General features: G+C 45.4%; 13 protein-coding genes. 3 read left to right on the top strand and 10 right to left on the bottom strand.

Annotation, left to right across the window (positions count from 1 at the left end; translation table 11 throughout):
- Positions 1 to 15: 15 nt before the first annotated feature.
- The 6 genes from ACWI_RS00580 to ACWI_RS00605 form a co-directional block, all read right to left on the bottom strand.
- Positions 16 to 978, bottom strand: coding sequence for a thiamine pyrophosphate-dependent dehydrogenase E1 component subunit alpha (locus ACWI_RS00580; RefSeq protein ID WP_084633414.1), 963 nt, complete (start codon positions 976 to 978; stop codon positions 16 to 18).
- Between the two features lie 188 nt (positions 979 to 1,166).
- Positions 1,167 to 1,871 (bottom strand): 2-C-methyl-D-erythritol 4-phosphate cytidylyltransferase, encoded by a 705-nt coding sequence (gene ispD, locus ACWI_RS00585; protein ID WP_070369686.1) that lies wholly within the window; start codon positions 1,869 to 1,871, stop codon positions 1,167 to 1,169.
- A 99-nt stretch (positions 1,872 to 1,970) separates the two neighbouring features.
- Complete coding sequence (gene tsaE / locus ACWI_RS00590) at positions 1,971 to 2,432, bottom strand: tRNA (adenosine(37)-N6)-threonylcarbamoyltransferase complex ATPase subunit type 1 TsaE (protein WP_070369499.1); 462 nt, start codon at positions 2,430 to 2,432, stop codon at positions 1,971 to 1,973.
- A gap of 1 nt (position 2,433) precedes the next feature.
- On the bottom strand, positions 2,434 to 2,745 hold the full coding sequence (locus ACWI_RS00595) for a PspC domain-containing protein (RefSeq protein WP_070369500.1): 312 nt from the start codon (positions 2,743 to 2,745) through the stop codon (positions 2,434 to 2,436).
- Positions 2,746 to 2,765: 20 nt separating this feature from the next.
- Positions 2,766 to 3,983 (bottom strand): pyridoxal phosphate-dependent aminotransferase, encoded by a 1,218-nt coding sequence (locus tag ACWI_RS00600; RefSeq protein ID WP_070369501.1) that lies wholly within the window; start codon positions 3,981 to 3,983, stop codon positions 2,766 to 2,768.
- Positions 3,984 to 4,023: 40 nt separating this feature from the next.
- Complete coding sequence (locus ACWI_RS00605; protein ID WP_070369502.1) at positions 4,024 to 4,314, bottom strand: YerC/YecD family TrpR-related protein; 291 nt, start codon at positions 4,312 to 4,314, stop codon at positions 4,024 to 4,026.
- Positions 4,315 to 4,469: 155 nt separating this feature from the next.
- Here ACWI_RS00605 and cysS point away from each other — a divergent pair, with 155 nt between their 5' ends.
- Positions 4,470 to 5,867 carry a cysteine--tRNA ligase gene (gene cysS / locus ACWI_RS00610; RefSeq protein WP_070369503.1) on the top strand — a complete coding sequence of 466 codons (1,398 nt, stop codon included), beginning with the start codon at positions 4,470 to 4,472 and terminating at the stop codon, positions 5,865 to 5,867.
- Positions 5,852 to 6,319, top strand: coding sequence for a Mini-ribonuclease 3 (locus ACWI_RS00615; RefSeq protein WP_084633416.1), 468 nt, complete (start codon positions 5,852 to 5,854; stop codon positions 6,317 to 6,319). The genes cysS and ACWI_RS00615 overlap by 16 nt, the downstream gene beginning before the upstream one ends.
- A gap of 54 nt (positions 6,320 to 6,373) precedes the next feature.
- Here the strand turns inward: ACWI_RS00615 and ACWI_RS00620 are convergent, their stop codons facing one another.
- Together ACWI_RS00620 and ACWI_RS00625 are read right to left on the bottom strand one after the other, a co-directional pair.
- Positions 6,374 to 7,765, bottom strand: coding sequence for an MATE family efflux transporter (locus tag ACWI_RS00620; protein ID WP_070369504.1), 1,392 nt, complete (start codon positions 7,763 to 7,765; stop codon positions 6,374 to 6,376).
- 95 nt (positions 7,766 to 7,860) lie between these two features.
- Positions 7,861 to 9,531, bottom strand: a complete 1,671-nt coding sequence (locus ACWI_RS00625) for a DEAD/DEAH box helicase (RefSeq protein ID WP_070369505.1) — start codon at positions 9,529 to 9,531, stop codon at positions 7,861 to 7,863.
- A 251-nt stretch (positions 9,532 to 9,782) separates the two neighbouring features.
- Between ACWI_RS00625 and ACWI_RS18350 the strand changes: the two genes are divergently transcribed.
- Positions 9,783 to 10,190 carry a helix-turn-helix domain-containing protein gene (locus ACWI_RS18350; RefSeq protein WP_084633417.1) on the top strand — a complete coding sequence of 136 codons (408 nt, stop codon included), beginning with the start codon at positions 9,783 to 9,785 and terminating at the stop codon, positions 10,188 to 10,190.
- A 40-nt stretch (positions 10,191 to 10,230) separates the two neighbouring features.
- On the opposite strand, the gene ACWI_RS00635 is transcribed toward ACWI_RS18350, so the two are convergent.
- Positions 10,231 to 12,177, bottom strand: coding sequence for an NAD(+) synthase (locus ACWI_RS00635; protein WP_070369506.1), 1,947 nt, complete (start codon positions 12,175 to 12,177; stop codon positions 10,231 to 10,233).
- A gap of 355 nt (positions 12,178 to 12,532) precedes the next feature.
- On the bottom strand, positions 12,533 to 14,137 hold the full coding sequence (locus ACWI_RS00640; protein WP_070369507.1) for a CTP synthase: 1,605 nt from the start codon (positions 14,135 to 14,137) through the stop codon (positions 12,533 to 12,535).
- Between the last annotated feature and the right edge of the window lie 112 nt (positions 14,138 to 14,249).

Genomic DNA, 14,249 nt, shown 5'->3' on the forward strand with positions numbered 1-14,249 from the left:
TCATTCTTCAACCTCTCACGCATATACATCTGCTAAAATTGTATCAAGCTGCGGTGATGGACTTTTTTTAGCAAATTCCACCGCCTGTTCAATGGAAATAATGGCTTCATTTTCCATTTTTTGAATCTGCTTTTCAGTAAAGATCCGATTTTCCCGGAGGTACTCTTTCATCTTCAACAGCGGATCTTTTTTTCGCCATTCCTTTACTTCCTGTTCTTCCCGATAAAGCTGTTTATCACTTTTGGAATGGCCACTGAAGCGATAGGTTATAGCTTCAATCAGCACCGGCCCCTTCCCGGCTCTGGCATAACGCAACGCTTTCGTAACGGTATTATAAACATCGAGAAAATCGTTACCGTCAATGGTGAGACCCGGAATGTTATAGGCTTCGCTGCGGTCAGAAATATTCTCAACATTCATGTGGTTTTCGACCGGATTTGACATCCCGTATTGATTATTCTCGATGAAAAAAACCACCGGCAGCTTCCAGATCGAGGCCAGATTCAGGGATTCATGAAAACTGCCCGTATCGGTGGCACCGTCCCCGGCAAAGCACAATACAACCTTCCCAGTCTTCTGGTATTTCTGCGTCAGTGCCGCCCCACAGGACAGGCCAAAACCGCCACCAACCACACCATTGGCCCCCAGATTGCCATTTTCGACATCAGCGATGTGCATTGAACCGCCTTTGCCCTTGCAATAGCCGGTTTCTTTCCCCAGACATTCTGCCATCATCAGATTGACATCCAGGCCAAAGCCAATCGCCTGAGCGTGACCCCGATGACTTAATGACACCAGATCGCCTTCTTCCAACGCCAGACAGGCCATCACCCCAGCAGCTTCCTGACCCATAGCCAGATGAACCGTACCATGAACCTGACCTTTTTCCTCCAGTTCCCCCAGCTTTTCTTCAAAAAATCGGGCCTGATTCATTTTATAATACATTCTTAATAGAAGTTCTTCTGATAATTCAATCATGGTTTCCTCCACATTTTCACTATTTATTTTTAAAAAGGTGAATAACCCTTAGCATTTTGTTTCATACTTTTCCATTATATCTTTTATTCCCCAATAAATAAAGAATGAAGCGAAAAACTGCATAAAATAACAGCATTTTTCACCTCATTCTTTATTTCTATTAATAAACTTTTAATTTTTTTGCCTGATCATTGGTTTTCGGCCATTCGTTTAATGATCGATTCAGCGATGGTTAAATCCTCCGGGGTGGTGATTTTGATATTGGTATAGTCACCAACCACGATTTTAACCGGAACCTTCAGCCATTCCACCAGAAAGGCATCATCTGTCCCGGATACTCCCGATTCAAGCGCTTTTTGATGGGCCTCTTTGATCAGATCGTAGTCAAAGGTTTGGGGGGTTTGGATTTCCACCAGATAATTTCGATCCGGGGTCGCTTCGACAAAGCCATCGTCACTTATCACCTTGATGGTGTTTTTGGCTGGCACCCCCACCACCGTCGCTCGATACTTAATAGTTTCTTCAATGCTCTTGCAAATGACCGACTCGCTGATCAGTGGCCTGGCGCCATCGTGGATCAGGACAATCCGGGTCTGCTGATTCACCGCCTTTAGTCCGGCATAAACCGACTCCTGCCGGGTCTCGCCGCCAGCCACTAATTTGATCTTGCTATAGGAATAGACCCCGATGACCTGATCCTGACACAGCTGCCGCTCTTCAGGATTGATGACCAGCACAATTTCGTCGATCAGCGAACATTTTTCAAAAACGTCCAGGGTATGGGCTAAGATCGGTTTTCCGTTTAACTGCAGATACTGTTTGCTGACAGATGCCTTCATCCGCCGACCCAATCCAGCAGCAGGGATGATCACACTGGTTAACACGTTTTCCATATTTGCCACCTTATCATTCATTATTCACTTAACACGTTTAGTCACTGACAACCTCCCGGTTATGCCTGCGTTTTTGCCGACTGATGCTTTGCAATTTTTCTACAGTGCATTTAATACCTGCGCCACTTTCTGATTATCGGTTCTCAAAATTATTTCCCGTTGCTCAGGCGTCTCCAGCCTTGATTCCAATCTGATTTCCAACCTGGGTTCAAACGCTTCGTCCAAGACCAGATCCGGCCACTCCAGCAACAGCGTACACCCCCGGCTGAGGTAGTCATCAAAGCCCATCTCATAAAGCTCATCGGGATCCTGAAGCCGGTATAAATCAAAATGAAAAACCCGGGGTGGATTGCCATATTCGTTGACAATGGTATAGGTGGGACTGGTAACCTCATCCGAAAGACCCATACCGGCAACAAAGCCTTTTGAAAACAAGGTTTTTCCAGCACCCATTCCACCCTGTAAAAAAATAATCAGGGGGAAGCGCATCGCTTCCCCCAACTGTTTACCAAAATCATAAGTATCCTGGCTTGATTTTGTAATGATTCTTTTCTCAAACATCTTAATCAACCTTTTCTTCGGATCCCGTCTTTTCGTTACTAAAATCAATGATCTCTTCGTCGCTGTTGTCATCAATAATTTCATAATCCACTTCAACGACATCCTGATTCTCAATCCGCTTATTCCCGGGGAGAACCACTGCCAGGAGAATATAGACAATGATGCTGAGGATTCCCGGCACGAATCGGAGCACAAAGGGCAACAGGAAAAGCCCTCTGAAGACCCAGGGTGAAATGTTGCAGTATTCGCCAAGACCAGCACAGACACCGGCCAGAATGGCCCTTTTTTTACTTTTCACTAATTGTTTTTTCATTATTATTCCATTCTTAAACGTTACTCTTGACGGTAGGTTGCCATAAACCGTTCCAGCCGATCCATGGTTTCAATCAGATCTTCAGGGTGTGGTAAAAAGACGATTCTGAAATGATCCGGGTGAGGCCAGTTAAAACCGGTACCCTGAACCATCAGGACATGTTCTTCTTTTAGAAAATCCAGGGCAAACTGGACATCACTGGTGATATTAAACATTTCGGTATCAATTTTAGGAAAGACATAAAATCCGGCCTTGGGTTTGACACAGGACAAGCCCGGAATCGCATTGATCCGCTTACAGACAATCTCCCGCTGTTCATAGAGCCGTCCGCCGGGCTTGAGCAGGTCATTCATGCTCTGATAGCCACCGAGTGAGGTCTGGATCGCATGCTGTCCCGGAACATTGGAGCACATTCGCATATTGGAAAGCATCTTGATGCCTTCGATATAGTCCTTTGCCCCCTCCTTATTGCCGGTTAAAATCATCCAACCGACCCGATAGCCAGGAATCCGATGGGATTTGGACAAGCCGTTGAGGGTTACCACCAATACATCTTCGGTGAGCGTTGACATCGGGATATGAACATTATCATCATAGAGAATCCGGTCATAAATTTCATCGGCAAAGATAATCAGATCATTTTCCACCGCCAGATCAACGATTCCCTCTAAAATTTCCCGGGGATAAAGGGCGCCAGTGGGATTATTGGGATTGATGACGACAATCCCCTTGGTATTGGGGGTAATCTTACTGGCAATATCCGAAAGATTGGGATTCCAGTCGTCTTCTTCATCACAAGTATAATAGACCGCATTGCCACCCGACAGGTTGACGGCAGCCGACCACAGCGGGTAATCCGGTGCTGGCACCAGAATTTCGTCCCCGTTGTCCAAGAGCGCCTGCATACAAAAAAGAATCAGTTCGCTGACCCCATTACCCAGAAAAACATCATCGACCTTCAGATCCATCAGTCCCTTGGTCTGATAATGCTGAACCACGGCCTTTCGGGCCGAAAAAATGCCCTGGGAATTACAGTATCCTTCAGCGGTTTTCATGTTATATTTAATATCCTGAATAATTTCATCCGGGGCATTTAAATTAAAGGGGGCTGTATTGCCCGTATTGAGCATAATAATGTCAATGCCGTCCCGCTCCATGCGATCCGCCTCTTCGACCACCGGTCCTCTAATATCATAACAAACGTTGTCCAACTTCTTCGACTTTTTCACAGCTTTCATCACTACACTCAACTCCTTTAATATTAAATTTTAGATAAGACTACTCCAATGTACGGTCCTTTTTCATTTTTTCGATGATGTTGCGGTAGCCTTTGCCGTGTTTGAGGCAGCGGTTGACCCGGCTGATGGTGGCCGAACTGGCTCCGGTCAGTTTTTCGACATCAATAAAGGTTTTTCCCTGGGACAGCAAGTAGGCAATTTCAAAGCGGTGAGCCATGTCTTCGATTTCTTTGATGGTACACAGGTCTTCCAGTAACAGATTACAATCCTCTTCGGTTTCAAGGGCTAAAATCGCCTGGGCCAGGACTTTTCTTTTTGCATTTGCTTCCATGGAGATTCCTCTTTCATTTCTTGTTATTCATCTGGGATGATAAAGAAATTTTCTTCCTAAAAAATTTTATCCATTGACACTTAATCTTATCTTTAGTGTATAATATGTTATCATAACACATTGCTGTAAATAAATAAATTGAAAGGTTGAACTTTATGAAATTATATAATACCTTGACCCAGCAGAAAGAAACCTTTGTCCCGATTGAAGCGGGCAAGGTGCGGATGTATTCCTGCGGACCGACTGTTTACAACTATTTTCATATCGGCAACGCCCGTCCCTTCATTGTTTTTGACGTGCTCCGCCGATTTTTGGAATATACCGGCTATGAGGTCACCTTTATCCAGAATTTTACCGACGTCGATGACAAAATCATCAATCGCAGCCACGAAGAAGGGATTTCGCCGGGCGATGTTTCTGAAAAATACATCCAGGAATACTTCACCGATGCCGATGCCCTGGGCATCAAACGGGCCTCGGTCCATCCCAAGGTTAGCGAGCACATGCCGGAAATCATTGAAATGATCAAAACCCTGGAAGAAAAGGGACTGGCCTATAACGTCGATGGCAATGTCTACTACCGTGTCGATGCCTTTAACGATTATGGTAAATTGTCCAAACAATCCATTGATGATTTAAAATCCGGTGCCCGAATTGACGTCAATGACGAAAAAGAAAGTCCTCTTGATTTTGCCCTCTGGAAAAAGAAAAAAGACGGCGAACCCTATTGGGAAAGTCCCTGGGGTCAGGGACGACCAGGCTGGCACATTGAATGTTCGGCGATGTCCAAAAAACATCTCGGTGAAACCATTGATATTCACGGCGGCGGCCAGGATCTGATCTTCCCCCACCACGAAAATGAAATTGCCCAATCGGAAGGCTGCTGCGGCAAACCCTTTGCCAACTATTGGGTCCACAATGGCTACATTAATATCGACAACGAGAAAATGTCCAAGTCCAAGGGCAACTTCTTCACCGTCCGGGATATTGCCAAAACCTTCGATCTGGAAGCGGTTCGGATGTTTTTACTGATGGCCCATTACCGCAGCCCGGTCAACTTCAGCGAACCGCTGCTAAAACAGGCCGCCAGTGCCCTGGAGCGTTTATATACCGCCAAATTCCAGATGGACTTCCTGCTGGAAAATGCCACTGCTAAGGCAGCCACCGAAGCCGAGCAGGTTTGGATTGATTCCCTGGCCAAATACAAAAACGATTTTATTGCTGCCATGGACGACGATATCAACACCGCCGATGCCATTGCCGTAATTTTTGAGCTGGTTCGGGATTTAAATTCCAACCTTGATGCCACTTCTTCCCAACCGGCAATCATGGCTGGCCAGAATACTTTTGCCGAACTCACCGGTGTTTTAGGGCTGGCGGTAAAAGAAAAAGAAACCAATCTGGATGAGGCGGTAGAAGATCTGATCGCCCAGCGCCAGGCCGCCCGTAAAGCCAAGGATTTTAAGCGGGCTGACGAAATCCGCGATGAACTGCTGGCAAAAGGCATTGTATTGGAGGATACCCGGGAAGGTGTTAAATGGAAAAAAGCCTGACCCTTACCCCCGAACCCACCGAAAATCTCAAAACTATAAAGGCCACCATCGAAAAAAGCTATACCATCGAACAGGCCGCTGCCATGAATCCCCTGGCTTTGGCCTATCTCGGCGATGGGATATATTCCGATATGATTCGAAAATATCTGCTTGGCTGTGGTCACCAGAACGTCAACTTCATGACCAAAACCTCCATCCACTATGTCCGGGCCAGTGCCCAGGCCCAAATCATCCGGGAACTGCTGCCAGAGCTTACCGAAGCCGAGCAGCGGATCTTTAAACGGGGCCGTAATACCGCCTCTCAGGTTCCCAAGAATGCCAACCCGTCTGACTACCGCTATGCCACCGGGTTTGAAACCCTGATTGGCTACCTTTTTCTTTGCGGTGAGACGGAGCGGATGAATGCCCTGATTGTTCAGAGCATTGCGATCATCAATCAAAGCCTCAACTAACAAAAGATCTGCATCAGGCCAATGCCTGATGCAGATCTTTTCGTTTTTATTGCATTAGTTTTGTACGGTGACCGGAGCCGCCTCCCAGGTATCAAAGATGGTTCGCTGATACCACCGGAACATAAACAGTTCGTAAGCCAGACAAACGATTTCCGAGATGAAGAATCCATACCAGAGCCAGTCCAGACCGCCAGCCTGAGCCAGCAGGTAAGTAACCGGCAAGAGCACCACCATCTGGCGGATAAAGGAAGCAATCATACTGACATAAGCTTTCCCGATGGCCTGAAAACTGACACTGAGCATAATCGAAATTCCCGCCAACGGAAAAGCCAGACTGATGCTGCGCAGACAGTTCACCCCGATTTCCATCATTTCGGATGACGGATTAAAAGCCATCATAATCTGAGCCGGGAAAATCCAGAACAGTACTGTGCCTATGATCATGATCGAGAGGGCAGCAGTAATTGCGACCTTTAGGGTTTCATTGAACCGTTCCCGGTTTCTGGCCCCAAAATTAAAGCCGAAGATGGGCATGGCCCCCTGTCCCAATCCAAAGATGGGCATAAAGATGATCGATTGAATTTTAAAGTAAACACCGAAAACTGCCACCGCTGACATCCCAAATCCGGCCAGGATCAGATTGTATCCGGTAATCATCAGCGAGGCCAACCCCTGCATAATCGCCGCTGGCAAGCCGACTTTAAAGATGTCCTTGACGATTTCTGTTTCATAGTGAAACACCTGATAGTCCAGTTTGAGATATGACTTTCCGCTTTTAAAGACAATCAACAGCATATAAACCATCCCCAAAAGCTGACCGATGACCGTGGCAATGGCCGCACCGGCTACCCCCAGGGCAGGGAAACCAAACCACCCGAAAATCATAATCGGATCCAGAATAATATTGGTCACCGCACCAATAATCTGGCCCACCATCGGTTGGATCATTTCACCGGTTCCCTGTAAGGTTGAAAAAGCAGCCTGAGTAATAAAACTACCAAAACAAAACACCGTAACAATCATCAAATAAGCGCGACCCTGAGCAATGATGTTGGCGTTATCGGTGAACAGACTGATAAACGCTTCCGCCGTAAAGAATCCCAGGATTCCCAACCCGGCGGCGATTAAAACCGCCAATAGGAAACCATGCTCAGCCACGTTGGCCGCCTCGCTGTTTTTATTTTGACCCAGCCGCCTGGATATGGCTGAATTAATCCCAACTCCCAGGCCCACAAAGCAGGAGATAATAATCATCTGAATCGGAAACGCCAGAGAAACCGCCGTTAGCGCTTCTTCCCCGATTTGTGCCACAAAGATACTGTCGACAATATTATATAAAGCCTGAATCATCATCGAAATAATTGCTGGTATGGACATTGAAAAAAGCAGCTTGGGAATGGGAACGACGCCCAATTTGTTCCTTTTTTCTGTTTTTGTGTCTTTCATAGGGCACCTCCTCTGATTTTTTCTAACTATTGTATCAAAAAACCCGGATCCAAGGACAATGTCAGCCTCACACCCAGGTTCCATTTAAGATCTAATTACTTCTTCTTTTTAGAAATTTCTACTTTTACTTTACGTTCTTTGATTATTTTGCCGTTTAGTTTCTTTTCGACTTTTTTAGCTTGCTCTTCATCCACATCGACAAAGGTAAACTTGTCATACATGTCAATGTTACCCACTGCTGACGATGGAATTCCGCATTCACCGCAGATCGCTCCCAGAATATCCCGTTTTTGGGCATGATCCTTTTCACCGACACTGATAAACAACCGTTTGGTTTTTTCTGGGCCAGCCCGACGAGAACCACCATCTCTGGATCCGCCATCACGACGGCTGCGTCCATCCCGACCATCCCGGCGAGGACCACCATCATTCCGTCTGGGACGTCGTTCGACAGTATTAAGATCTTCAGCTTCTGACAGCGGTAACTGGGCCTGCAACAACACAGCAGCAATGGTTTCGGCCGTATATCCTTTTTCAACCAGTTCGTCAATAATTTTTAAATAGGTATCCAGACTGCCCTTTTCAGTACCTTTATCAGCCCGAATCTTAAAACGTTCGTGGAAATGGGCAATTTTAATATCATTGATGACTTCACTGGTAGGAATCAGATCCCGTTCGATACTTTTTTTAGTGTAATCGGTAATCTTCTTGAGTCTGAACTGATCTCTTGATCGTGCCAGGGTCAGGGAAATTCCGCTTTTTCCAGCCCGGCCGGTTCGACCAATTCGGTGCACATAGTATTCTTCATTATCCGGTACATCATAATTAAAGACGATATCAACGTCATCCACATCAATACCCCGGGCCGCCACATCGGTTGCCACCAGGATATTTAGTTTACCGCGACTGAAATCTTTTAATACCGCCATTCGGGACATCTGGCGCATGTCACCATGAATCTTATCGACTGAATAACCCAATTTTTTCAGATCATCGGTGATTTCATCGACATATTTTTTGGTGTTACAGAAAATCAGTGATCGCTGGGGTTTATACACATCCAGCAAACGGGTTAACGCTTCAAACTTATGGTGATCGCTGATATTGAAGTATTTCTGCTCAATGCTGGTTGCGACCATGGTTTTTGGCGAAATTTCGATCATTACCGGATCTTTCTGATAGGTTTCAGCAATTTTTAAAATCGGTTTTGGCATCGTTGCTGAGAATAACACCGTCTGAATATCATGGTCAATTTCATCGAGAATCAGTTCGATATCTTCCCGGAATCCCATGTTTAACATTTCATCCGCTTCGTCCAGTACCACCATCGAAACATCACTCAGTTTCAGTGTTTTTCGACGCATATGATCCATTACCCGGCCGGGGGTGCCAACAACGATCTGAACCCCGGATTTAAGGTCTCTGATTTGACCTTCAATGGACGCCCCTCCGAAAATCGGCAGAACTTTTACGCCTTTCTGGTATTTTATTACTTTTCTAAACTCGTCTGAGACCTGTACTGCCAACTCACGGGTTGGGCATAGAACTAAAACTTGTACTTTCTTTATGGAAGGGTCAAGCTTTGTAATGGCTGGAATTGCAAAGGCAACAGTTTTTCCTGTTCCGGTTTGCGATTTTCCAATGAGGTCTCCTCCCATCATCAATTGTGGTATCGCTCGCTCCTGGATTTCGGTCATTTCTACAAAGCCCATTTCTTCGATGCCTTGCAGTAGTTGTTCATTAATTTCTAATTCTGTAAATTTCATTTAGTATCCTTTCTCGAATATATAACATCTTATTTTAAACCAAACTAAAGAATAAAGCAAGTTTGTTTTAGATTCATTAAGAAATAGTGCTTCTGTTTCATGTGGTATTTGAATTATTTCCGGTTTTGCACCTTTGTATAAAATTTCTGGCCATCAAGTATACGAATAGTGTATAATATGGTTATACACATATCATGTGTTTATCTTATTCGTTCATACTGAGTTTATGAATATTTTTTGGAGGAAACACGATGTCTACTTTTGGTACCCGATTAAAACGACTACGCATTAATAAGGACATGACCCAGCAAGATTTTGCTGAGCATTTTGATTTAAACAAGAGCTCAATTTCCAAGTATGAGAAGGATAAAAACCTTCCTGAAAACCAGTTGCTGGTTGAAATTGCCGATTATTTTGATGTATCGGTTGATTATCTGCTTTGTCGGACTGACAATGCCACATCTCTCAATGATGCTAAACTCAAATCTGAGGGTTCATTAAACTCAGCTGAACAATTAGTTAAACCATTGGATATGAAAGACCTGCTGGGGCTGTTCGGATACGCCATGACCAGCGAAGAAGGCAAGCGGGAAATTCTCGATTTTATTAACTTCAAACACGAAGTTTTGCTCCAACATTACGCCAAAAAAGAATCCTAAAAAAAGAAGCTGTTTTCGGACAGCTTCTTTTTTTATCAACTTAACCGATTGGTTCCATTTTTTCCAGGCTCTTAAGCCATTGGGTTGCATGAGCATCCGAGGGCATCCGCCAGTCACCCCGTGGCGAAAAGGAGACCGACCCGACCTTGGGTCCATCGGGGAGACAGTTTCGTTTAAACTGCTGGCCAAAGAAACGGTGATAAAAGTTTTTCAGCCATTTAAAAATGACTGCCTTTTGATAGACGCCGTCAAAGGCCTTGCAGGCCAGAAAATAGACTTTTTCCGGTGAAAAACCATGACGAACCATTTGATACATGAAGAAATCGTGAAGTTCGTATGGTCCCACGGTTTCTTCAGTTTTCTGGGCAATTTTTCCATCAGCATCAGGCGGCAGCAGTTCCGGAGAAACCGGGGTCGCCAGAACATCATAAAGAATTTTGCGAATGTCTGCTTCGGGCGAATGGTCGGCCACCCACTCCACCAGGTAGCGGATCAGGGTTTTTGGCACACTGGCATTGACACTGTACATCGACATATGGTCGCCATTATAGGTGGCCCAACCCAGTGCCAGTTCCGAAAGATCCCCGGTCCCAATAACAATTCCCCCCAGTTTATTGGAAAGATCCATCAGAATCTGGGTGCGTTCCCGAGCCTGGGAATTTTCGTAGGTGACGTTGTGAAGATCAATGGGGTGGCCGATATCCTTAAAGTGAGCGGTACAGGCCGCCACAATCGAAATTTCATGGAAACTGGCACCGAGACCCTTAATCAGGGCTACGGCATTGTCGTAGGTGCGGTCAGTGGTGCCAAAGCCCGGCATGGTGACGGCATGAATTTTTTCCCGGGGAATACCAAAGCGGTCACAAACAGAGACACAGACCAGCAGCGCCATGGTGGAGTCCAGTCCCCCGGAGATCCCCACCACCATCGGGGCGTTACCGATATGAGCCAGGCGGGTCGCCAAACCAATGGTTTGAATATTAAAGATTTCTTCACAACGTTCACTGCGACGGTTGGGATCTGCCGGAACAAAGGGCTGCGGGTTGACCTCCCGATCAAAATCATTGGTGCCCGAAGTTTCAAAGGTAATGGTTCGGTAAAAACGGTTATTAAGCAGATCCACCGAATCGCCAAAGCCATGCTGCATTTGGCGGTCATGATTGAGTGATTCCACATCAATATCGCAAATCAGCAATTCATTACCCAGGTTAAATTTGGGCAGTTCTTTAAGTAGTATCCCCCGTTCACAGATCATCGCATTACCACCGAAAACCAGATCACTGGTGGATTCCCCAAACCCTGCTGAGGCATAGAGATAAGCTGCATTGCAGCGTCCGGATTGGGAGCGGATCAGTTCCCTGCGATAATCACTTTTGCCCACCACCTCATTGCTGGCAGAGGGATTAAGAATCACCGTGGCACCAGCCAGAGCGTGAAAGCTGCCCGGTGAGATCGGCACCCATAGGTCTTCACAAATTTCGACGGCCACCACAAATTCTTCCCGATGAACATGCTTAAACAGCAAATCCGTCCCAATCGGAACCGCTTGGGAACCGATTGGAATTTCTGTCTGATTCAATGATTTTGCCGAAGCAAACCAACGTTTTTCATAAAACTCCTGATGATTGGGAATATAGGTTTTGGGCACAATCCCCAGAATTTTACCATCGTTTAGCAGCGCTGAACAATTGTACAAACTGCCATTAATGGCCAGGGGCAGACCCACCACCAGCAGCATTTTTTTTCCGTCTGACCATTGGCACAGGCTGTCCAGAGCCTTGACGGCGTTTTTCTGTAGCTCCCGCTGAAAAAACAGATCACCGCAGGTATAGCCGGTAATCCCTAACTCCGGAAACAACAGCACTTCCACGCCCTGATCCCAGGCCTTTTCTGCCAGACTAATCATTTGCCTGAGGTTATATTGGCAGTCTGCCAATTTAAGTTTGGGAACAGCGCAGGCTGTTCTAAAAAAACCATATTTATGCATTTAATTCACCTTGTATCTTTTTAATTTTCAACGTAACTGTTTGAATGACCTTCATTATATCCCCATTTCAGCTCCAAAACAATCATATTTTATTTTCCACAGCCTGTGTCTAATCAACTATTTTTTATTAACAATTGACCTGTTCATTGTTTTCCCATTACATTGGCGCTATTGGGGGGTTCTCCCAATAGTCAACAAGGTTATCCACATTGTCCACAGGTAAAACCAATGTTCTCCACAGCTTTATCCGAATCCTATCCACATTTTGTAAGTTATCCACAGTTTTTCTGTTAATATATCTTGTGTCTTCACCCATAAAAAAAATCAAGATCTGGGATCTTGATTTTTTTATCCACTATTTTTTTGTGGCTAAAGCAGCTTTGACGAAACTCTGAAACAGGGGATGCGGTTTGTTTGGTCGGGATTTAAACTCCGGATGCGCCTGAGTGGCCACAAACCAGGGATGATCCTTGATTTCAATCATCTCAACAAGCACCCGGTCAGGTGACATCCCTGAGAAAACCAGCCCTTTTTCTTCTAATTGGGGAATGAAATCATCATTCACTTCGTAGCGATGACGATGTCGTTCGCTGATATTTTTCTCGCCATAAGCTTCCATGGCTTTGGAGCCTTCCAACAATTCGCAGGGGTATAATCCCAACCGCATGGTGCCGCCCATATCAATAATTTTTTTCTGCTCTTCCATCAGGTTAATCACCGGATAAGGCGTTTCCGGATCCAGTTCAATGCTGTGAGCTCCGGTAAGTCCGGCTACATTACGGGCAAACTCAATGACAGCTAACTGCAGACCCAAACAGAGTCCTAAAAAAGGTACCTTGTTTTCTCGAGCATATTGAATGGCGTGGATCTTGCCTTCCACCCCGCGGTGACCAAAGCCGCCCGGAACAATGATGCCGTCCAGATCTTTGAGCACCCGGTCAACATTCTCTTCATTGATGTCTTCGGAGTGAATCCACTTGATGACTACTTCGGAATTATTGCCGATCCCACCATGACGCAGGGCCTCAGCCACCGATAGATAGGCATCGTGAAGTTCCACATATTTTCCGACTAAGCCGATGGTTACCTTGTTTTCCAGACTTTTAGCCTTTTTTACCAGATCTTTCCATTCGGTCAAATCCGGTTCTTTGCACTCGATATGGAGTTTTTCACAAACCAATTCGGCCAGGCCTTCTTTTTCAAGCATTAAGGGCACTTCATAAAGTTCAGCGGCATCCATATTAACAACCACCGCTTTTTTATCGACATTACAGAACAGTGAAATTTTCCCCTTAAGGCCTTCTTCGACCTCTTTTTCAGAACGGAGCACAATAATATCCGGCTGAATCCCGATACTTCGGAGTTCTTTTACCGAATGCTGGGTCGGTTTTGTTTTCAGTTCACCAGCTTTTCCCAAAAAAGGCAGCAGGGTTACATGGATGTACAAAACATTTTCAGCCCCCAGATCGCCCTTGAATTGTCTGATCGCTTCCAGATAAGGCAGGCTTTCAATATCACCCACGGTGCCGCCGATTTCAGTGATGACGACATCGGGATGACTATACTCCGTGACCCGCAGGATACCATCTTTTATTTCATCGGTAATGTGAGGAATAACCTGAACCGTTCCGCCCAGGTAATCGCCGCGACGTTCTTTTGAGATAACATTCCAATATACTTTTCCGGTGGTGACATTGCTGTACTTGGACAGGTTTTCGTCGGTGAATCGCTCGTAGTGACCCAGATCCAAATCGGTTTCGGCGCCATCATCAGTCACAAAAACTTCCCCATGCTGATAAGGACTCATCGTTCCAGGATCAAAATTTAAATAAGGATCAAATTTCTGAATCGACACTTTAAGCCCTCTGGACTTAAGCAGCCGTCCCAATGAAGCACTCGTAATGCCCTTTCCTAAAGAAGATACTACACCACCAGTGACAAAAATATACTTTGTTTGCATTAATTTACCGACTCCTTTTTCTTTTACATTTTCGTATTATTTCAACAAAAAAATCACTGCAAAAAATGAGTTTTTTTTTTGCAGTGATGCAATTAACAATACTACTAGTTTA

This window comes from Acetobacterium wieringae, assembly GCF_001766835.1.
Classification (GTDB): Bacteria; Bacillota; Clostridia; order Eubacteriales; family Eubacteriaceae; genus Acetobacterium; species Acetobacterium wieringae.